This window comes from Corynebacterium sp. CCM 9204, assembly GCF_041357695.1.
Lineage (GTDB): Bacteria > Actinomycetota > Actinomycetes > Mycobacteriales > Mycobacteriaceae > Corynebacterium.
This window is the reverse complement of record NZ_JAUERX010000001.1, coordinates 36708-56746: the sequence shown is the minus strand read 5'-3', so window position 1 is coordinate 56746 and position 20039 is coordinate 36708. Positions and strand designations below refer to the sequence as shown.

Annotated in this window: 15 protein-coding genes and 1 tRNA gene; 5 read left to right on the top strand and 11 right to left on the bottom strand. The window is 64.0% G+C overall.

The genetic code is table 11. The features are described from left to right. Window positions 1–22 precede the first annotated feature (22 nt). Window positions 23–9136 carry a fatty acid synthase subunit beta domain-containing protein gene (locus QWU43_RS00260; protein ID WP_370916845.1) on the bottom strand — a complete coding sequence of 3038 codons (9114 nt, stop codon included), beginning with the start codon at window positions 9134–9136 and terminating at the stop codon, window positions 23–25. Window positions 9137–9522: 386 nt separating this feature from the next. After that, window positions 9523–9607: transfer RNA gene (locus QWU43_RS00255), tRNA-Leu, on the bottom strand. Window positions 9608–9729: 122 nt separating this feature from the next. Here QWU43_RS00255 and QWU43_RS00250 point away from each other — a divergent pair. Next, on the top strand, window positions 9730–10119 hold the full coding sequence (locus QWU43_RS00250) for a hypothetical protein (protein WP_370915630.1): 390 nt from the start codon (window positions 9730–9732) through the stop codon (window positions 10117–10119). 35 nt (window positions 10120–10154) lie between these two features. Then, the gene (locus QWU43_RS00245; RefSeq protein WP_370915629.1) at window positions 10155–10493 is read left to right on the top strand and encodes a DUF3817 domain-containing protein; all 339 of its coding nucleotides are present in this window, start codon (window positions 10155–10157) and stop codon (window positions 10491–10493) included. Window positions 10494–10545: 52 nt separating this feature from the next. Here QWU43_RS00245 and QWU43_RS00240 read toward each other — a convergent pair whose 3' ends face one another. Next, the gene (locus tag QWU43_RS00240; RefSeq protein ID WP_370916844.1) at window positions 10546–11253 is read right to left on the bottom strand and encodes a non-canonical purine NTP pyrophosphatase; all 708 of its coding nucleotides are present in this window, start codon (window positions 11251–11253) and stop codon (window positions 10546–10548) included. Between the two features lie 6 nt (window positions 11254–11259). Continuing rightward, on the bottom strand, window positions 11260–12003 hold the full coding sequence (gene rph / locus QWU43_RS00235) for a ribonuclease PH (RefSeq protein ID WP_370915627.1): 744 nt from the start codon (window positions 12001–12003) through the stop codon (window positions 11260–11262). A 352-nt stretch (window positions 12004–12355) separates the two neighbouring features. On the opposite strand from rph, the gene QWU43_RS00230 reads away from it, so the two are divergent. The 3 genes from QWU43_RS00230 to QWU43_RS00220 all read left to right on the top strand — a co-directional run bounded on the left by QWU43_RS00230 (window position 12356) and on the right by QWU43_RS00220 (window position 14852). Beyond that, window positions 12356–13405 carry a zinc-dependent alcohol dehydrogenase family protein gene (locus QWU43_RS00230; RefSeq protein ID WP_370915626.1) on the top strand — a complete coding sequence of 350 codons (1050 nt, stop codon included), beginning with the start codon at window positions 12356–12358 and terminating at the stop codon, window positions 13403–13405. Between the two features lie 191 nt (window positions 13406–13596). After that, entirely contained in the window at window positions 13597–13764 is a 168-nt protein-coding gene (locus QWU43_RS00225) for a hypothetical protein (protein ID WP_370916843.1), read from the top strand. 8 nt (window positions 13765–13772) lie between these two features. Then, the gene (locus tag QWU43_RS00220; protein ID WP_370916842.1) at window positions 13773–14852 is read left to right on the top strand and encodes a hypothetical protein; all 1080 of its coding nucleotides are present in this window, start codon (window positions 13773–13775) and stop codon (window positions 14850–14852) included. Between the two features lie 244 nt (window positions 14853–15096). On the opposite strand, the gene QWU43_RS00215 is transcribed toward QWU43_RS00220, so the two are convergent. From QWU43_RS00215 to clpS, 7 genes are all read right to left on the bottom strand, one after another. Then, entirely contained in the window at window positions 15097–15864 is a 768-nt protein-coding gene (locus QWU43_RS00215) for an MBL fold metallo-hydrolase (RefSeq protein ID WP_370915622.1), read from the bottom strand. A 72-nt stretch (window positions 15865–15936) separates the two neighbouring features. Further along, window positions 15937–16755 (bottom strand): glutamate racemase, encoded by an 819-nt coding sequence (gene murI / locus QWU43_RS00210; protein ID WP_370915730.1) that lies wholly within the window; start codon window positions 16753–16755, stop codon window positions 15937–15939. A 76-nt stretch (window positions 16756–16831) separates the two neighbouring features. Further along, window positions 16832–17509: a hypothetical protein gene (locus QWU43_RS00205; protein WP_370915621.1), complete on the bottom strand. Its 678-nt coding sequence runs from the start codon at window positions 17507–17509 to the stop codon at window positions 16832–16834. 39 nt (window positions 17510–17548) lie between these two features. Next, a complete protein-coding gene (locus QWU43_RS00200) occupies window positions 17549–18469 on the bottom strand; it encodes a hypothetical protein (RefSeq protein ID WP_370916841.1) in 921 nt (306 codons plus the stop codon). Beyond that, entirely contained in the window at window positions 18466–19140 is a 675-nt protein-coding gene (locus QWU43_RS00195; RefSeq protein ID WP_370916840.1) for a rhomboid family intramembrane serine protease, read from the bottom strand. The genes QWU43_RS00200 and QWU43_RS00195 overlap by 4 nt, the downstream gene beginning before the upstream one ends. A 43-nt stretch (window positions 19141–19183) precedes the next feature. Then, window positions 19184–19723: a DUF2017 domain-containing protein gene (locus QWU43_RS00190; protein WP_370915618.1), complete on the bottom strand. Its 540-nt coding sequence runs from the start codon at window positions 19721–19723 to the stop codon at window positions 19184–19186. A 10-nt stretch (window positions 19724–19733) separates the two neighbouring features. Then, entirely contained in the window at window positions 19734–20027 is a 294-nt protein-coding gene (clpS, locus tag QWU43_RS00185; RefSeq protein ID WP_198736867.1) for an ATP-dependent Clp protease adapter ClpS, read from the bottom strand. Between the last annotated feature and the right edge of the window lie 12 nt (window positions 20028–20039).

Below are 20039 nucleotides of genomic sequence, written 5' to 3'. Positions count from 1 at the left end.
TTTGGTCAGGCGCGCGGCACCGTTAAATCTCGGTCCCGGTGCGCAGGACGCCGTCGACGAGTCGGGCATCATCGTCCAGTAGGACGCTCGCTTCGCGTTCCTTGGCCGCTGCGCCGGTGGCTCCGAGGTTGCGGTCGGTGGGGCGGGTGAACAGGGCGGGGCCGCCGTAGATTCCGCTTAGGATGCGGCGCAGGCCGGCTTCTTCGCGGGCGGTGGAACGGGCGATACAGGATGCGACGGCATCGTCACCTTGTGCGGTGCGCAGCGCCTCGACGAAGGCGCCCGGGTGGACGATGGCGACCAGGGCGGAGACGTGGCCGAATCCGAGGGAGGTGACCAGTCCGGCCTTCGGGGGGCGGGCGGCCAGGTTCAGGGGGCTGCGCAGCCACACGAGGTGATTGTGCTTCGCCAGGACCGGGTCAACGCAGTCGAGGGCCCGGTTGGCGGGCAGGACACCGCTGCGGAGGACCTGGGTGAGCCCGATCATCTGGAAGGCCGCGGCTCCGCCCTTGGCGTGGCCGGTGAGCGACTTCTGGGAGATGACGTAGAGGGGATTTCCGTCGGCGCGGCCGATGGATGCGGCGATCCGCTCGTGCAGGTCGGACTCGTTGGGGTCGTTCGCGGTGGTGGAGGTGTCGTGCTTGGAGATGACGGCGATCTCGTCGGCGGTGACCCCGACCGATTCGAGGGCCTTGGACAGTCGGGAGTTGATGCCTCCGCGGGCCGCGGACAGGGCGCCGAGGCCCGGCGCCGGGATGGAGGTGTGCGCACCGTCTGCGAAGGATTCGGCGAAGGCGATCACACCGTGCACGGGCAGCCCGAGTTCGGCGGCGACGCTCGCTCGGGCGAGCAGCAGCGTTCCGCCGCCCGCGGAGGAGACGAATCCGCCGCGGCGTCGGTCGTTGGCGCGGGAGAAGTACTTCTCCTCGATCCCCTTTCCGGCCATCTCGGCGGAGTCGGCGGTGGCCGCCATGTCGCCGAAGCCGGTGATGCCCTCGACGGAGAGATCGTCGAAGCCACCGGCGACGACGACGTCGGCCTTGCCGAGCTTGATCTTGTCCACGCCTTCTTCGACGGACACTGCGGCGGTGGCGCAGGCGGCGACTGGGTGGATCATCTGGCCGTAGCCGCCGACGTAGCTCTGCATGACGTGCGCGGCGATGACGTTGGGCAGAGCCTCTTGGAGGATGTCGTTGGCGCGGGGCTCGGCGAGCAGGCGGTCGATGTAGAGGGAGCGCATGGATTCGACGCCGCCCATGCCGGTGCCCTGGGTTGAGGACACGCGGGCGGGGTGCACGGCGCGCATGAGTTCGGCCGGGGTGAATCCGGAGGACAGGAACGCGTCGACGGTGCAGACGATGTTCCAGAGTGCGACGCGGTCGAGGTTGTCGGCCATGTCGGCGGGGATACCCCACACCGTCGGGTCGAAGCCTTCGGGGATCTGGCCGCCGACGAAGCGGGTCATGGCCATGCGGCGCGGGACGCGGACGGCGGACCCGGCGTGGCGGGTGACGTTCCACTCGCCGGTCTCCTCGTCGAGCCAGGCGCTGGTGTTGTCCGGTTCGGAGTCGACGAAGCTGCGGGCGGCGTCGGCGTCGGAGACGCTGAAGGTCATGTCCTGGTCGAGGTAGACGGTGGTCAGCTCGGGGGCGAGGTTGTCCACCATGTCGAAGTCGTCGTGGTAGCGGCGCACACCGACGCGTGCCAGGACCTCGTCGTGAAAGCGGTCGTAGATGTCCTCTTCGGCGATTTCGGTGCCCTCGGCGTCGTACCAGCCTGGGGTGGGGTCGGCGTCCCAGGTGATTAGTCCCATGGACCAGGCGAGTTCGATGACTCCGGCGGCGGTGAGGTCGCCGCTGACCTCGGCGTCGAAACGCGTGCGCGCGGAGCCGTAGGGGCCGAGCTCGCCGGTACCGACGATGACGACCATGTCGTCGAGGTGCGCGGTGACCTGCCCGGTGAAGTCCGGGGTGGTCTGCTGCACACGGCGGTACGGGGTGGGCAGGGCGGTGAGTTCGCGTGTGTCGACGTCCGTCTTCTCAGCGTCGGCTGCGGCGGCGTCGCGGGCGGCGGTGCGTCCGAGTTCGGCCAGATCCAGGTCTGCTTCACCGAGTCCGCCGGTGAAGTCGACGGTGACGGGTGACTTGGCGGCGGTGGTGCGCACGTCGGTGGTGATCTGGGTGAGCAGTTCGGTGGCGATCTCCTCGGTGGAGTAGGTGCGCACACCGGCTGCTTCAACGGCGTCGACGAGGGGGTCGTTGCCACCCATCAGTCCGGTGCCCCGGACCCAGCCGATCAGGGCGTGAACGAGGGAGGTGCGTTCGCCCCACACGGGTTCGGCGTTCCAGCGGGTGACCAAGGCGTCGAGTGCTGCCTTGGATTCGCCGTAGGCGCCGTCGCCACCGAAGCGGCCCCGGTTCGGGGAACCCGGCAGGACGATGTGCATGCGGCGGCCGACCTGGATGTCGGTGCCGATGGCGGACAGTCCGGAGATGAGCCTTTCGACGGACCAGAGAAGCAGGCGCATCTCGTTCTCGGCGCGGGGGCCCGCGTCGTCGAGACTGCCCATGACGCGCGGTGCGGCGAAGGGGAACAGCAGCGTCGGAACGAGTGCCTTCTTGGTGACCTTCTTCTCGCCGTTGACGGTGGCGGTCTGCTCGGAACTGATCCACTCGATCACGGATTCGAGGTCGGCGTAGGAGGTGAGGTTCGCGGGCACGATCCACAGGGCGGCACCGCCACGGGCATTGTCGCGGTAGAGGCGCTTGTAGAACTCGAGGCGGTCGTGGTTGAGCGAGGACGTGGTGGCGACGACGGTCGCTCCACCGGCTAGCAGCTTGGCGATGATCGCGGCGGCGATGGAGTTCGGTGATCCACCGGTGACCACGGCAACATCATCGGTGTACTCGCCGGGGCGGGTGTCGCGTGCCTGGTCCGCGAGGCGGCGCAGCGTGGCGGCGGTCGCCTCGTCGGCCCTGGTGGCGAGGTGCGTGGCGAGGTCGGCGACGGCGCTGCCGGTCCCTGTGACATCGAGTTTTTCGGCGTCAAGCTCCCCGGCGGCGACGCGGATGATGTCCTCGCGGGCGGAGGCCCACCGGTCATCAATGAGCACGGTGCGCTCAGCCTCGAAGGTCTCCGAGACGAGACGCGGCCAGTCTGAGCCGAGTTCCTTACTGACGAGCTCGAAGAAGCTCTGGTCCGCTTCGGCGGCGGAGAGGTTCGCGGTGCGCGGGGTGTGGTTGAGCCCGAGCTGCGCGAGGATGGTGCGGGCGGTCGCGGCGAGGACGCCGGCCTTGCCGGTTACCTGCTCCGCGAACTCGCCGAGCGCGGCGGAGTCGACGACCCCACCACCGGCGCCACCGGCTGTCGGCAGACCCACGGAGATGCCGTGGGCGGCGGCGACCTGCTGGATGGCGGCGTCGATAAGGGCGTCGAGTTCACCGGCGTTCGACGGGGCTGCGGGACTCAGGGTTGCCAGCTCACCACCGCGCAGGGAGGCTCCCTCGCGGGAGCCGGTGACCACGGCGGCGGTGACGTGGTCGACCCAGCCCTGGCCGAGCTGCCAGGTTCCGGTGACGCGCTCCGCGACATAGCCGGGGCGTTTACCGGTGGGTCCGGTGATGCGGCGCAAGGCATCGGTGATCGCGTCGGACAGCACGGGGCCGAAGGCGGTGTAGCCCTTGGCCATGCGGGAGACGGTGTTCTTCAGGTCGGCGATCTCCGCGTCAGCGGCGCCGTCGATGGCGCCGAGCCCGAACTCGACGCCGAGATCGAGCAGGAGCTGGTTCCGGCGGGAGGATACGCCGTCGACGAGGGTTTCGATGGAGTCGGTGACGCCCATCTGCTCGGGACGAACCTTCGTCCACAGGGCGATGAGTAGTGCGGTGGCGTCCTCTGGGCCGTAGGCGAGGTCGTCGGGGCGGGGGCCACCTGCCGGGGCGACGGGTGCGGCCGGTTCCACGGCGGCGGGCACCGCTGCGGACTCGGGTGCATCCGGTCCTGCGGTGGCACCATTGTCCGGAGTTTCTTCGTCGGCAACCTCGCGGACGATCTCGTCGGTAGCGAACACGACACTGCGGTCGCGCTCGATGTTGAGCACCTCGATGTCACAGTGGGCGTACTGCGGGAGGCGCAGTGACTGGCCCATCATGTTCGCGATGGTCGGGGCAGAACCCACACCGACCTCGACGAAGCGCTCCACGCCGAGACCGCCGTGGGCGGTGTCGCGCAGGACGAGGTCCTGGGTCTCGATCCACCGGACCGGGGAGGCGAACTGCCAGGCGAGCAGCTCGACGAGGATGGTGCGGGCGAGTTTCTGCTCGTTCGCGGCCGCAGCATCGAAGTCGGTGAGGATCTCGGTCAGAAGCGGCGAGTCGACGACCTCGGTCATGGATTCGACGAAGTCACGGGTCAGCTCGAACGGGCGTGCCACCAGGTTCGGGATGTAGCGGCCGACGAGTACATCGAGATCTAGTTCCTGCGGCAGCAGGGAGTTGAGGTGATCGCGGAAGTCACCGACTCCATCGCGCAGGACGGAGGAGTGGAAGGGCACGTCGATACCCGGGATGAGGATGAACGCGCGCTGGCCCGGCGCGGCCTGCTCCGCAGCGGCACCGAGGGCCTTCAGGCCGGTGACGGTGCCTGCGACGGCGTACTGCAGGCCCGCGAGGTTGTAGTTGACGATCTCGAGGAACTCGCCCGATTCCTCGGCGATGCGGGCAACGAACTCGCCGACGTTGTCGGCGGTGAGCCCCATCTTGTTGGGACGCAGTGCCGCGAGCGCGTAGTTGGAGTTACCGTTCTCGTCGCGGTCGACGAGACGGTGCATGGTGAGTCCACGCCGGTAGACGATCTCGACAACGGATTCCAGGGTCAGCGCCCGGGCGTAGGCGGCGAGCGCGTTGTATTCACCGACGGAGTGCCCGGCGAAGAAGGCCCGCTGGTTCAGGGCGTTGGCCTCCCGCATCTCGGCGACCTGGGCGACGCCGAGGGTGGCCATGGCGACCTGGGTGAACTGGGTGAGGAAGAGAACACCGTCCGGGTGGTGGAAGCGTTCCCCGTCGACGACGACCTCGGTGGGGTTGTTGCGCACGATCTCCAGGACGGAGAAACCCAACCTGGTGCGGGTGTGGGCATCCGCGCGGTCCCAGACCGCCTTCGCCGCGGCGGAGGACAGGTAGGCATCCATCCCCATGCCCTGGGACTGGATGCCCTGGCCGGGGAATGCGTAGAAGGTCTTCGGGGCCGCCATGACGGCGGTGGCCACGAGGACGGGGTTTCCGCCAACGGTGGCGGTGACGCTGCGGACCTCGCCGCAGCCCGGTCGGTTGTCGATGCCGGTGCGTTCGACGGTGAACTCGATCGTGGAGCCGGGCAGGACCGGGGCGAGCATCGTGGCGGTGTACTCGACGACGCGGCCCGGCACGGTGGTGGTGCTGTCGTCGGAAAAACCGGCGGCGGCGATGAGTTCGCCGATGGCGGAAGTCCACATGCCGTGAACAATGACGCCGGGCAGGCCGGCGAGTCCCGCAGCGGTCGGTGAGACGTGAATGGGGTTGCGGTCGCCGGAGACGACGGCGAAGGGCCGGAGGTCCTTCGGGGCGGCGACGGTGGCGATCGCGCGGAAGGAGCGCGGGGTGTCGACAACGCTGGGCAGAACCGAGGTGTTGGTGTTCGCGGTTGCCTTGCCGTTGCGGCCGCGGATGGCGAAGCGCTCGGACAGGGTGCCGAGGGGTTCGCCGTCGGCGGTGATCCGGGCGCGGACGACGACGACGCGCCCGATATCGGTGTCGGTGACCTCGTCGGCGGTGGCGGTGACGTCGAGCTGGACGGTCTTGTCGGCGGTGGGGGCGGGTAGTTCGCGGTCGAGTTTGAGGTGGTGCTCGAGATGTACCAGGGACAGCATGCCCTCGACGACGGAGGCTGAGTCGGTACCTGGGATGACGGCGGAACGCACGGCGGCGAACACGGCGGGCCAGGCGCGGCCGACGAGGACGTCGGGGGCGGTGCCTGCCGGGGTGAGGGTGTCAGGCAGGTAGCCGGTGGTCACGCCCTGGTAGTCGGCCATGTGGCCGAGGTCGAGGGTGGTGGACCAGTGCGCGGTGTGTCCATCGAGTTCGGCGAGGGTGCCACCGGCTGCAACGCGGGTGAGTTCACCCATCGCCTCCTCGGCGTCGGCCTGGGTGACCTGCGGAACGGAACCGGGCACCGCGTCGGCGGGCAGGGTGAAGCGGATGGTGAGGTCCGTGGTGGTGCCAGCGGCGGTGGACCCCGCGAGCGGGACGGTGAGCACCGCGTGGGTGTCGTCCTGCTCGGTGAGGGTGGCTCCGGTCGCGGTATGCGTGGCGGAGCGGCCGTCGGCCGCGAGTTCCCAGGTGTCCGGAGCACCGAGTCGGGCGATGAGGGACGCGGCGTGGCGACCGGCCCAGTAGGTGCCCGAGGCGGCGAGAACACGCGGCACGGGGGCGGTGTCTACGGTGGCGGGGGCCTCAGTTGCGGTGTCCCCGACGCGTTCGATGGTGGCGGCGTTGAAGCGTGCGAGCAGGTCTGCGACGGGCTCGTTCATGCGGGTGATGCCCGCGACAGCCGCCGGACCGGGGATGATGCACACCTGGTCAGCGTCGTAACGCTCATCCTGTGCCTGCCACAGGGAGTCGGAACGCCACCAACGGCGCACGTTCTCATCGATGACGGGCACGAAGTTGACGGGTTTACCCGGGGTGCGGCACAGCCCGAGGAACCAGACGACGTCCGCCGGGTGCAGCAGCTCGGTCGCGGCTGACGGGTACGCCTCGACGAGCTTCTCGACGGCGCGTTGCGGTGCGTCGTTCTCGTCGAGTTCAACGATGGGCGTGAAGGTGCCGTGATCGGTGTCGGTGAGGCGCGCCTCGGCGCGGCCGAGCATCTGCTCGAAGCGGGTGAACCAGGTGATGTCGGTCCACCGCCCCTGGTACGGGCCGGACAGCTCAAGATAGCGCTGCAGCCAGGTGCGGTAGGTCATGCCGGTGAGGTCACCGAAGTAGGGCTTGCAGGTGCGTCCGATGGCGTCGATGATCTCATCACGGCGGGCGGCGACCGCCTCGGCGTCACCGGCGACCTCGTCAAGGAGGCGCCCCGCCTTCGCAGCGGAGTTATCAATCTCGTGGATGTCCGCGCCGAGCTGACTGCGGCCGGAGGCCATCCCGCCTGCGGCATGCCCGGCACCGACCCAGTCGTCGATACCCGCGGTGTCGACGAGAAGCTGCTTGACGGACTCGGAGGTCTTCGCCTCTTTCGTCGCCATCGCGGCGGTACCGACGAGAATGCCGTCGACAGGCATGGCGGGCAGGCCGTGCACAGTGGCCCAGTCGCCCGTGATGTAGTCGGCCGCGCGCTCCGGCGTACCGATGCCACCGCCGACGCAGAGCACCACGTTCGGGTGGCGGCGAATGTCACCGTAAGTGGCGATCAGCAGATCGTCGAGATCCTCCCAGGAATGGTGCCCCCCGGCCTTACCACCCTCCACCTGGATGATGACGGGGACATCCGGGACGGCGGCCGCGACGTCGAGGCACTTGCGGATGTGCTTGACCGCGCCGGGCTTGAAGCACACCCAGGGGATGTTCGCCTCGCGCAGTTCGTGGACGAGCTCGACAGCCTCGTCATGGTCGGGCATACCCGCCGTGATGACGACGCCATTGATGGGGGCGCCATTGGCCCGGGCACGCTGCACCAGGCGCTTGCCACCGATCTGCATCTTCCACAGGTACGGATCGAGGAACATGGAGTTGAACTGGGCGTTGACACCCGGTTCAAGTAGGTTGGTGAGCTTCGCGATGTTCGCTTCAAGGATCGCCGGCGTGACCTGCCCACCGCCGGCCATCTCCGCCCAGTTCCCGGCGTTCGCCGCCGCCGCGACGATCTCGGGGTCCACGGTCGTGGGAGTCATACCGGCGAGCAGCATGGGCGAGTAGCCGGTGAGCTCGGTGAAACGGGTGACCAGGATGTCCTTGCCGTCCGCGTCACGGGCGACGCGCGGGGCGAACTCACTGAAGTCCGCCGGGGGTTCCATCGGTAGACCCGGATCGAACAGTCGCGACTGTCCCGCCTCATCATGGACGGCTAGGACACCGACACCACGGCCAGTGACTATCTGCCGGGTGAGCCCGGCGACACCTCCATCGGGCCCGACCTCGAAGATCCAGCGGGCTCCTGCATCAGCCGCATCGGTGACCTCGGCAACCCAGTCGACGGGGTTGACCATGACATCGGCGGCGACCTCACGGGCAAGACCGGTGTCGATGCCGCAGGCGGAGGCCCATTCGACGACCTGCTCCACGCCCGACACGAAAGCCGGGTGGTGGAACCCTGTCTGCACCTTCAGATCCATGAAGATGGGCGCGAACGGCTTGCCGCCACGTTCCTTGTTCTCGATCGCCTTCGCGTCGCGGGCGGCGTACTTCTGCAGCAGTTCCTGCACCGCAGTGACGTCTGCCGGCCTACCGACGACCACGAAGGCGTCAACACCATTGCGCAGGCCGATGACCGGGCGGAGTTGTTCATCGACGTCGCCACACGTCGCGGCGATCGCCTTGGTGAGCTGCTCCCGGGTGACACCCTGAATCAGCAGCATCGGATAGGCGTTCCCCTGCTGAATGAGCCCGGTCATCCGACCCGTCCGGGTCATCGAGGCGCCGATGAGCTCTGCGACGGCAACGAGCTCTGCCGCGCGCGAAACATCCTTCAGCAGATGGACACCGAGCACCCCCTGGGAATGCCCGATGACCGCCGTGGCGCCCTCGATGTCGAGGCCCTGAGATTCGAGGGCATCCAAGACCGCGAGCTGCGCGGTGAAGATCCCCGGCACACTAACAGCGGCCTGCGCTGTGTCAAAGGTCGGAGCCTCCTCGGTGTTCGCCCACGTAACCGGGGCGAAACCATGGGGCCTGGTGCCGACGAGCGCGTCGGACACCGGTGCCAATAATTCCCCGGCTTGTTCCACGATCATGGCGATATTAGAGCCAGCACCGGTAGCGAGTGCCGCCCGCAGCGTGCTCAACCAATCAAACCCCTGACCGGAGAAACTCAGTGCGTAGCTCTGCCGCCCCAGGTTGTCGATGAGACGGTCGGTACCGAAGGTGTGCTGGTGCTCAGTCACGTAGAAACTCTCCTGTTTGCATGTTAGTGGGCGGCCCGGGAGCCGCTAGTTTTGCCCAGGCAAATGTGCCACAAAATCATGAGGAAAGCGTCATCTTTTGCAATCATGTCGACAGTGGTGCCACGTCAGCCCCGCGATGATCCCGCCGAAACCATAGTTGAGCGGGAGAAACCGTTTTTCCCACCATAGTCAGACCACACACCCCCAAAAGGGGGCATAAAATGCTACATGGGGCCCGTGGGCAACGCACCACCCGACTCAACCAAGCAGAACCCGACCCCTCTCCCACGGTGACACGAACACCGGATGAGCACATCCCCACACATCATCTACACCAGATAAAACGAAAACCCCTCCCGAAGAGAAACACCGGAAGGGGTTTTACGTGGTGCGCCCGGGGAGACTTGAACTCCCACGTCATAAGACACTGGAACCTAAATCCAGCGCGTCTGCCAATTCCGCCACGGGCGCGTACGTGCAGTATTCACACGTCTTTCGTCATCCTACAAGCAACAGGCGAACCTTCCGAATCCGATCCCGACGGGTACCGGTGTCCAGATCGCCGTGAGGTATCGTCAACAGATGTGAACGACATGGATAAGCCCAGAAAACCGGTGCGCCCGCGCGTCCGTGTCTTCCGGCTCCTACTCCTCGCCATCGCCGTACTGTCGACCCTGTTCCTCGCCTGGTGGCAGTGGACCCGGTTCCAGTCCGGTTCAGGTTCATTCCAGAACCTCGGATATGCCCTCCAATGGCCCACATTCGGAATCTTCTTCATCTACGCCTACCGAAAGATCGGCCAGTACGAACGCGAAGTCGAGGAAACGGGTCAAGCCCCCGCGGAGCGGGAGAAGGCCGAACGCAAGGCCCGCGGGGAAATCACGGAGATCGACGAGAGTTTCCTCCCACCCCGGCCTTCAATCGACATCGAGACGTTCAACACTCTCAACACCCCCCGGCGCCGCCGCGACACCTCCGAGTGAAAGAGACCTCTACCGTGACTTCCCCGTCCTCCAGTATGAACCGCCCGAACAGTCGGCAAGAGCGGGTCCGGACCGCCCTCCGGATCTTCGTGGTCGCAGCCTGGGTGACCGGCATCTGGCTGCTGATCCTCACCGGTCGGATGATCCTCGACTACATCTTCCACGTCGAGATGCCGAGCTGGGCGACCCTCATCGGCCAGCTACACGGCCTGTTCTACATGTGCTACCTCATGGCGACGATGAACCTCGGCATCAAGGCACGGTGGGCGCCGCTACGCTGGCTGACCACCGCACTCGCCGGAACCGTCCCTTTCTTCTCCTTCTGGATGGAGCACAAGCGGCGCCTAGAGGTAAACGCCGCCTTCAACCTCTAGGTTCAGCCACTTTCCCGCGTCAGTTACCCCCCAGGGAGTGTCCCCCATTCCCCTATTCCTGGTCGCCGGTATCAACCGCGATAACACGTCCCTCATCATCACCTACCGCCGTACCGTCGGCTTCCGCCCTGTGGGCGAGCTCCGCGAGTGCGGGGACAAGCGCGGCGAGGGCCTTGCCCCTGTGCGACAAAGCATCCTTCTCATCGGGTTCCAACTCCGCAGAGGAACGCGGGCGCTCCTCGGTTCCCGCCACGCGCTCATCCTCCTCCTGCGGGATGAACAGTGGGTCATACCCGAAACCGTTCTCCCCAACCGGGGTCCGGACGAGCCGACCCGACCAGGTTCCCTTCTCCACCCATTCCTCACCGTCGGGAGTGACCAGAGCGCACACTGACACGAATGCTGCACGCCGTCGCTTCAGTGGAACATCCGCCATCTGCGCGAGCAACAGCTCATTGTTCGCCTCGTCATCTCCGTGCCTGCCACACCACCGGGCGGACAGTACACCGGGCATCCCACCAAGCTCCTCGACCGTGAGGCCGGAATCATCCGCAAGAGTGGTGATTCCCGTAGCCGCCGCGCCAGCCCGGGCCTTGATGAGAGCATTGTCGGCGAAGGTCCGCCCATCCTCAACTGGCTCCGGATATCCAAGCAGATCCTCGGATGAGACCAGTTCGACCCCCTGAATACCTGCGGTGTCCAGGACGCGACGGAGTTCCTTCAACTTCTTGGGGTTGTGTGAAGCCACGTGGAGGAGCACCGGCGCTCAGCCCTTCAGGGGTTCTGCGAGCGCGGCCTTCTGCGCGACAATGAGCTGACGGCAGCCCACCTCCGCGGAGTCCAACATCGCATTCAACTGGTCACGGGAAAAGGTACCGGCCTCGCCAGTCCCCTGTACCTCGACGAAATTACCCGATTCCGTCATGACGACGTTCAGGTCGACCTCCGCACGGGAGTCCTCTTCATAGGGCAGATCGAGGCAGACCCGCCCGTCGATGATACCGACGGAAACCGCGGCGACCGGGGGAAGCAACGGATCCCCACTCAGGACACCACGCTCACGCAATGCCGCAACGGCGTCGGCCAGTGCGACGTATGCACCGGTGATCGCTGCCGTTCGGGTGCCACCGTCCGCCTGGAGCACGTCACAATCCAGTGCAATGGTGTTCTCCCCGAGCTGGGAGAGGTCGATGGCGGCACGCAGTGAACGTCCGACGAGCCGAGAAATCTCATGGGTCCGCCCCTTCACCTTGCCCCGCATCGATTCCCTCGGCATCCGGTCATGGGTTGCCGCCGGGAGCATCGAATACTCGGCGGTCAGCCAACCTTCTCCGGAACCGACCTTGAACCGCGGGATCCGCTCCTCAACGGACGCCGTGCACATGACCCGGGTGTTGCCGAACTCAACCAAAACACTACCTGCGGGATTGGTGGTGAAACCTCGGGTTATGGACACGGGGCGCATCTCGTCGAGTGAACGACCATCTGCGCGGATAAAAGTAGTAGTCATGTCCGCCAGGATACCCGGCGACACCCCCGGCACTGCGCCATCACACGGGTGTGATCCACACAGAACCGGGGCAGCAGACACCCTGGATTCCGAAGAATGGCACCCAGGAGAGGCGCAGAACGATCAACTCCGACACTCCTCAGACGATTGTGAATCGTTTCGGCGACACCTACAGACAAAAATTAGACCACCCCCGAGATACCCGCGTATTCAAAAATGTTGATCTAGCTGGTCTTTAAAGCAAACATAAAATTATCCCCTGATGCGGGGTGGGAAATTGCGCTAACCTCGGCCCATAAGTTCACCAGAACTTCACATAAGTGAAAACCAATCCCAATAAGGAGAGTTCATCATGAAGGCCCTCGTCTACCACGGTCCCGGTCAGAAATCCTGGGAAGAGGTTCCGGACCCCACAATCCAGGACCCAACTGATGTCATCTGCAAGATTGACGCAACTACCATCTGCGGCACTGATCTCCACATCCTCAAGGGAGATGTTCCCGCAGTCACCGACGGCCGCATCCTCGGACACGAAGCGGTCGGCACCATCACCGAAGTCGGCTCCGCCGTGACCGATCTCAAGGTTGGAGACCGAGTCATCATTCCCGCCATCACCTCCTGCGGCAAGTGCACCTTCTGCAAGGTCGGCAATCACTCACACTGCCAGTCCGTCGGAGGAATCGGTTGGATCCTCGGCCACCTCATCGACGGAACCCAGGCCGAGTACTGCCGAGTCCCCTTCGCTGAAACATCCCTCTACCGAGTACCCCAAGGCCTGTCCGACGAGCAGGTCCTCTTCCTCACAGACGCACTCCCCACTGGTTTCGAGGTCGGTGTTCTCAACGGCAACACCAAACCCGGCGACACCATCGCTGTCGTCGGTGCCGGACCTGTCGGCCTCTCTGCCGTCATGACCGCAAGCCTGGCCGGCGCCGGCCGCGTCATCATCGTCGACATGGACGAAAACCGGATGGACACCGCGATCGAATTTGGCGCGACAGACAAGATCAACGCCGGAGATCCCGACGCGGTCGAGCAGATCAAGGCGCTCTCCCATGACGGGCTCGGCGTCGATGTCGCCATTGAGGCCGTCGGAATCCCACCGACATTCGAAACCTGCCTGAAAATCGTCCGCCCCCACGGCAGTGTCGCCAACGTCGGCGTTCACGGAAAATCTGTCGAACTCCCACTCCAGGATCTGTGGATCTCCAGTATCAACATCTCCATGGGCCTCATCGACGGCTACTCCATCGACCGCCTTCTGCGCATGGTCGCTTCAGGAAAGCTGCCGGCAGAGAAGATGGCCACCCACCGCTTCAAGATGGATGACTTCATCGAGGCCTATGACCTCTTCGCAAATGCCGCCGAACACAAGGCTGTGAAGCTCGTGATCACGCCCTAAGCCCCGTCCATCGACCCACTCCACAAAGCAGAGCACCCACGGAAACGACGCCCCGAAGGCAGTCCGGAGAATGCACCCCACTCACCAACCGGACCCCGGGGCGTCGCGCACGCCATCCCCAACCAACGTAACAATCTCAGCGTCGACGCCGCAGAACCCCCACCGCAGCCGCAACAAGCACCAGAGCACCAATGACGAGAGACGCAACCCACACCGATGCAGACCTCAACCACGAATCACCCGAGGCGGAGGCCGTCTGTTGGATCTGCGACTTTGCATTCTCTGCATCCGATGCCGACCGGCTCTCCGCAACCACAGCACTTCCTGCGGAATCCACGCTGTCGCGCCCCTTCCACTGACGCTCAGCATGATGATTCCCACCATGTCCGTGATCGTGCCCATGTCCGCCGTGATCGTGCCCGCTGTGGTCATGTCCGCTGTGGTCGTGACCATGACCATGCCCGTGATCACCATGTCCGTGGTCACCATGTCCGTGATCGTGTCCGTGATCGTGTCCACTGTGGTCGTGAGCATGACCATGCCCGTGATCACCATGCCCGTGGTCATGTCCACTGTGGTCGTGAGCATGACCATGCCCGTGATCACCATGCCCGTGGTCACCATGTCCGCCGTGATCATGTCCGCTGTGGTCGTGACCATGACCATGCCCGTGATCACCATGCCCGTGGTCACCATATCCGTGGTCACCATGTCCGTGATCGTGTCCACTGTGGTCATGTCCGCTGTGGTCATGTCCGCTGTGGTCATGTCCGCTGTGGTCGTGACCATGACCATGCCCGTGATCACCATGTCTGTGATCGTGCCCGTGATCGTGCCCATGTCCGCCGTGATCGTGCCCACTGTGGTCATGTCCGCTGTGGTCATGTCCGCTGTGGTCGTGACCATGACCATGCCCGTGATCACCATGTCCGTGATCGTGCCCATGTCCGCCGTGATCATGCCCGTTGTGGTCATGACCATGCCCGTGATCGTGCTCGTGGTCACCATGTCCGCCGTGATCATGTCCGCTGTGGTCGTGACCATGACCATGGCCGCCATGACCATCGGTTTTGCCGGGTTTCTCCGTACTGGACCCACCGCCGGACCCACTCAACCCTTCAGAGGAACCGATTCCCCCGAAGAACGGGAAGTCCGGTGTTTTTCCACCGGCTCCTTGCTCAGGTGTGCTTGGCCCGGCAGGATCAGTGACTCCTGGGCGCTCGCCGTCATCCGTCCCATGATGGCTGTGGTCATGCCCATCATGACCATGACCACCGTGACCATGATCATGCCTATGGTCTTCTTCGCCAGAATCCCCAGCTTCAGCAGACACTTTTTCCGGGTTATTGGATCGGGATTCCGCGTTCGCGTTATTTGGAGTGCTCTCGATATTTTGTTCGGGTACAGACTCCTCGGCGTGGGCAGTGGCGGGCACCATCACAGCTAGCGGCAATGCGGATGCGAAGGCAATCGCCAGCACCCGGTTCCTCATGTGCATGTCCAACTCCAGCGTTAATAGACAACGATTCCCAACAAACCTAGCTCGGCAGTTGCCTAATGAACACTTTTTTCACCAAGGGGGGTATGTAAAACCACCCCAGACGCAAAAGAAACCCTGCTCGGCAGGGATTATTCACACTCGGAGAAGGCTTCACATGGGTAGTACACACCTTTCAAACGGATGCATTTAGCTACACATCCATCTGCATACCCGCATGCCCGATGAGAATCTCACCGTCAAACTCGGAGCGAGCCGCCTCCAGAGTGACGCTCTCATCAACCCACGGTGGGATATGCACGAGGACGAGGGTATGCACTCCCGCAAGGCGCGCCGCCTTTCCCGCTTCTTGTCCGGATATGTGCATGTCTTCAGGCTTTCCGACGGGTTCCGCACCCCACGTCGCCTCACAGAGGAATACATCGGCATCACGGGCGAGTTCAACAAGGTTGTCACACCACGCAGTGTCACCGGAGTAGGCGAGAACACGTCCGGTCGAAGGTTCTTCAACACGCAGCCCGTATGCCTCGATGGGGTGCACAACCGAGTATGGCGTCACCATGTAGTCGGTGAGAGCCACGGTTTCACCGTGCCTCCACGGCACGAACATGAAGGAATCAGACATATCATCCACCTCCCCCTCGACATCGGAGGACAGTCTTCCGAGCCGCGTCGGTAGGTCACCGGGACCACAGCAGAGATTCCGTTCCGGGGCAGCGGATGCCGGATGGTAACGGCGCCACACCATGAGCGAGGGGAAATCGAGGCAATGGTCCGCATGCAGGTGGGAAAACACGATGTGCGCATTCGTCGGATTCTGAACCCGTTGCAGGGCAGCAAGGGTTCCGGGGCCCAGGTCCATGATTACCGATGGCCCGTGGACCCCGTGGAGAAGGTACCCGGAAGCGGGCCCCTTGGGGGCTCCCAGACTGCCGGTGCACCCGAGGATGGTCAACTTCATAGGAATCACTGTGCCACGCCTGGAGCCCTCATGGGTATCTCTTGGACTGAAAACTCCCGTGTCCGGGCCGAATTACAATCTGTCCAAATGGCTGACCTGGGTCACATCCGGCCCGAGGAATCGACCGGCTAACTGTGTGAACAGCCGTGGATCACCAGTGGACTCGAAGGTACGCTCCGGCGTCTCAGATTCGGCCAGAAGATCCATCTCACTCAATGTCCGAAGAACATCCTTCGCTGTTTCCTCCGCTGAGGACACCAGAGTGACGTGTTCCCCCATAGCCAACTGTATGACCCCGCTGAGCAACGGATAGTGGGTGCAACCGAGGACCAGTGTGTCAACCCCCGCGGCCTGAAGCGGTTCGACGTAGGCCTGTGCCACCCCGAGAATCTGTCTACCCGAGGTGATTCCCCGTTCCACAAAGTCCACAAAACTGGGACATGCCGTGGCATGACACTTCACCGACGGCGCCGCCGCGAAGAGTTCCTGGTAGGCGCCCGAGCTGATAGTACCGGAGGTTCCGATGACCCCAATCCGTCCGTTTCGGGTTGTCGCCACGGCACGGCGTACAGCAGGAAGAATGACACCGATGACTGGAATTTCGTAACGCTCGCGGGCATCCCGAAGGAAGGCTGAAGTCGCGGTGTTACAGGCGATGACGATCATCTTGCAGCCCCGGCGTACCAGTTCATCCGCGACGGCCATCGAATGTTCCCGAACCCGCCGGATCGGCAGTGGCCCATACGGGCCGTTTCCGGTGTCCCCGATGTAGATCATCGACTCCCTGGGAAGTTGATCGACTATCGTCCGGGCAACGGTCAGCCCGCCGACCCCCGAATCGAAGATACCGATCGGGGATTCAGCCGTCGGCGGCGTCGCGGCGCGGACTATCTCATCTGCTGGGGATTCGGGGACACTCACAGTCCCCGATCCTATCTACCTTTCCGCACCAATGGGCCGGAAGTTCTCACCTGAGCGCAGAGAAGGAGACCGTGACGGGGGTCGATGCGACGAGTTCACTTCCCTTCGTCACATCAAGTCGGTCCCAGTGCACGTGAATCAACGATTCCGCGGCGGGTACACGGAAGTAGAGGGCATCAGGATCCGACGCCGCGACATCCACCGGTGCGGCATACTCCCCGCCCCCCACGAAACCGTTGTAGGTCAGTACTCCGGATTCCGGTTCGAGACACACCGTGACGTAATCACCGTCATCACTACGCCCTGCGAACGCCGCGGTTGTGCCCGGCGCGCAGGAGGCGCGGGCGACACCACCCTCCGTCCAGGCGACACCGTCGAATCCATCGGGGTAGTCGGTGCCGGTGAGTCTGGCCGCATAGGCGTCGGTCATCACCGTCTCCCCGTCCGGGGTCATGATCGTCAGCGGTTCCGCCCGATCCTGGGGTGTCACAGTCGGAACGCCGTTTAACACGCCACCACCCGTGTCCTTCCCCGATTCTCCGAACACACCACCGAGCAGCCGCCATGCGAGGAATACGGCGACGAGTACGAGAACAATGAAGAGAATCGTCGCCGTCGTCACACTCCGGGACCGGAGCGTGCGCCCGAGATCTTCAGTGCTGTCACGGTGTGGTTCCGACGCGGGTTCGCCGCTCACGGACCCGTTGCTCAGCGTGTCACTCATTTTCCGTCCTGATCTGTGATCGTTCACTGTAATCGTGGATCATCGAGTGCCCTCCCCTTTCTGCTCCGGAAGGTGCTCGATAGCGCACGCTTTCGCCCCATCGAAAACACCATTCTCGATGCCGGTGGCGATTCGCTCGGCCATCCGGTCAAGGATATGCCGCCCGGTCCCGTACGTGCCGTCTTCCGGGCGTACGGCCAGCGCGATGCCGACGAAACCGTCAGCCGTCTGCAGAATCCCAAACTGCCGGACGAGATAGTCACCGTCCCGATCAGGTCCCCATCCCCCCTTGAACGGGAGAGCCGGGATTGTTCCGAGACCGTAGGACTGGGTATCGATGACCTGGTTCATGGCGGTCAATACAGCTCCTGCTCCCGGAATACAGGTCATCTGCTGCGCGAACCGTGCTTGCTGTAACAGTGACCAGTCGGTTTGTCCCGCCGCGGAGAATCCTTCCCTCGTGACGTCCGGGAGAATAGTGGTGTCGTCTCCACCGCTCCGCAGAACCTCCTCGGTCGCTTTCGCAGCTTCGACACCATCACCGAGGGAGTGCCACAGAGCGTCGAAGGCAGCGTTGTCACTCTGGGTAATCGCCCGTTCCACGGTGCTCAGAGTTTCAGTCCCGTGGTACAGAACCGCCATGGACACTGGAACCTTGATGGTTGACCAAGCTGGTCCACCGGTGATCTCCCCCGACTCCACGACGTACCGACCGTCGGCGAACACGACACCCACCTGCCCGTCGGAGTCCGCGGCGGAGGCAACCTCGTCGGCGAGACGGCGTAACTCGGGATCATCTACCCCCGTTTCTGAAGGGACGGAGGAAACCCACCCTGATGCAACATTGGACTCCCGGGTAGCCGATGGGCTGTTGTCCGTCGCCGATTCACCGTCCCCGGTTGAAATCGTGCACGCTGCGGTAACGAAGGAACACAGGAGCACACTCACCAGTTTCTTCATGAACCACCTCCGCTTCGTCGCGGCATGGATCCGATAGTGGCCCCGGCGATGACGCCTCCGATCGCCCCAAAAAGGTGCCCCTGCCAGGACAGTCCTGCCTGCGGCCAGAAGCCGTGGATCATGCCGGAAAAAGCGAACAGCATTACCGTGCCGACAATGATCTGTCCTGGTGATCGATTGTAGAAACCACGAACCACCAGGTAACTCACCCATCCGTACACCACTCCGGAGGCACCGATGTGGTTCGTACCGGCTCCTCCGAGCAGCCAGGTCCCGGTACCAGCCACGATAATGCAGATGAACGTCACCCCGAGAAAGGTCCGCTTTCCCGATAAACCGATGAGGAATGCGGCGACCGAGCCAACCGTCGTGTTACCCATGATGTGCGCGAATCCCGAGTGCAGGAACGGCGCGCTGGCTATAGCCGGGAGAAAAGCGGTATCCAACGGGCGGATCCCGAAGGAATTGAGATATCCGCCGCTGAACAGGTTGAGTAGGAATACACCCCAAATCGCAACGAGCCACGCAAGGGTGAGGTTCCCCGCTGTGCGCAGCCGCGCTCGGTAAGAGGCGACGAATGATGCCCCGGCCGGAACCGCTGTCGGCGCGCCGGAGACGGGTCCACCGGTTCCCGGAATACGGAAGTTGGCACGTTCGGGGTACTCGGACACGTCATTTCCTCATCGTTGCTGGATCGTCGACCGGAGCGGTGGATCAGCCCATGAGGGCTTCGAGCAAGGAGTTCTGGTTATAGGCGAGCCATTCGACGAGTGCTTCGCGTTCCTGTTCCGCGGCTTCACCCTTGACTTCGCCAGAGGCCACATAGAGGCGGATATCATTCAGCCCCGCAATCCAGGCGTGAACCTCTGTCTCAGGAACCGCCACTGCGACGTTGCCATTGGGACCGAGCGCCTCGCTGATCACCTGGAGATTCTCCAGTTTCCCGCGGCAGATGTCGTTCTCATGGAGACTGCGCAACAACGAATTATCCCCCTCGTATTCCTCGTCCCCCTCTCGCTCAAAATCCGGGAGCAGACGTCGCAAAGCGGGATCCTGCGGGGCCTCCTTGTGTCCGCTGGGCATTCCCGTCATCTCCGCCAGCTCGTCCTTGGGTGCCGACTGCGCCCGACGGATCAGCGCCTCCGCGACGGTCGCCGCGAGATCCCCGAGAACCTCACGCTCCATCGGTTCGAATGTCGCGGTGAACCGTGCCCGTCCACGAAGCAGGCCTTTCCTGCGTTTCCATGCGTCCATCTCGTCCCCCTCAACCGGCCTGCTGCATCGTCGCCCACAGGCCCGCAGTGTGCAACTTCTTCACATCCGCCTCGACCTTGTCCTTCTCTCCCGAAGACACGACCGCTTTTCCTTCGGTATGGACCTGCATCATCAGTTCCGTCGCACGTTTCCGGTCATATCCGAGAACTGTCTCGAACACATACGTGACGTAACTCATGAGATTGACCGGATCATCCCAGACGATGCACATCCAGGGCAGATTCTCACTCGTGAGAACCTCGACATTCTCCGTCTCTACAGGTACTGGTGTGGGCGAACTCATGCCCCAAGAGTA

Coding starts and splice junctions, on each gene's coding strand:
- QWU43_RS00250 (WP_370915630.1), top strand. CDS start 9,730: ATGGATAAGCCCAGAAAACCGGTGCGCCCGCGCGTCCGTGTCTTCCGG.
- QWU43_RS00245 (WP_370915629.1), top strand. CDS start 10,155: ATGAACCGCCCGAACAGTCGGCAAGAGCGGGTCCGGACCGCCCTCCGG.
- rph (WP_370915627.1), bottom strand. CDS start 12,003: ATGACTACTACTTTTATCCGCGCAGATGGTCGTTCACTCGACGAGATG.
- QWU43_RS00230 (WP_370915626.1), top strand. CDS start 12,356: ATGAAGGCCCTCGTCTACCACGGTCCCGGTCAGAAATCCTGGGAAGAG.
- QWU43_RS00225 (WP_370916843.1), top strand. CDS start 13,597: ATGACGAGAGACGCAACCCACACCGATGCAGACCTCAACCACGAATCA.
- QWU43_RS00220 (WP_370916842.1), top strand. CDS start 13,773: ATGATGATTCCCACCATGTCCGTGATCGTGCCCATGTCCGCCGTGATC.
- QWU43_RS00215 (WP_370915622.1), bottom strand. CDS start 15,864: ATGAAGTTGACCATCCTCGGGTGCACCGGCAGTCTGGGAGCCCCCAAG.
- QWU43_RS00205 (WP_370915621.1), bottom strand. CDS start 17,509: ATGAGTGACACGCTGAGCAACGGGTCCGTGAGCGGCGAACCCGCGTCG.
- QWU43_RS00200 (WP_370916841.1), bottom strand. CDS start 18,469: ATGAAGAAACTGGTGAGTGTGCTCCTGTGTTCCTTCGTTACCGCAGCG.
- QWU43_RS00190 (WP_370915618.1), bottom strand. CDS start 19,723: ATGGACGCATGGAAACGCAGGAAAGGCCTGCTTCGTGGACGGGCACGG.
- clpS (WP_198736867.1), bottom strand. CDS start 20,027: ATGAGTTCGCCCACACCAGTACCTGTAGAGACGGAGAATGTCGAGGTT.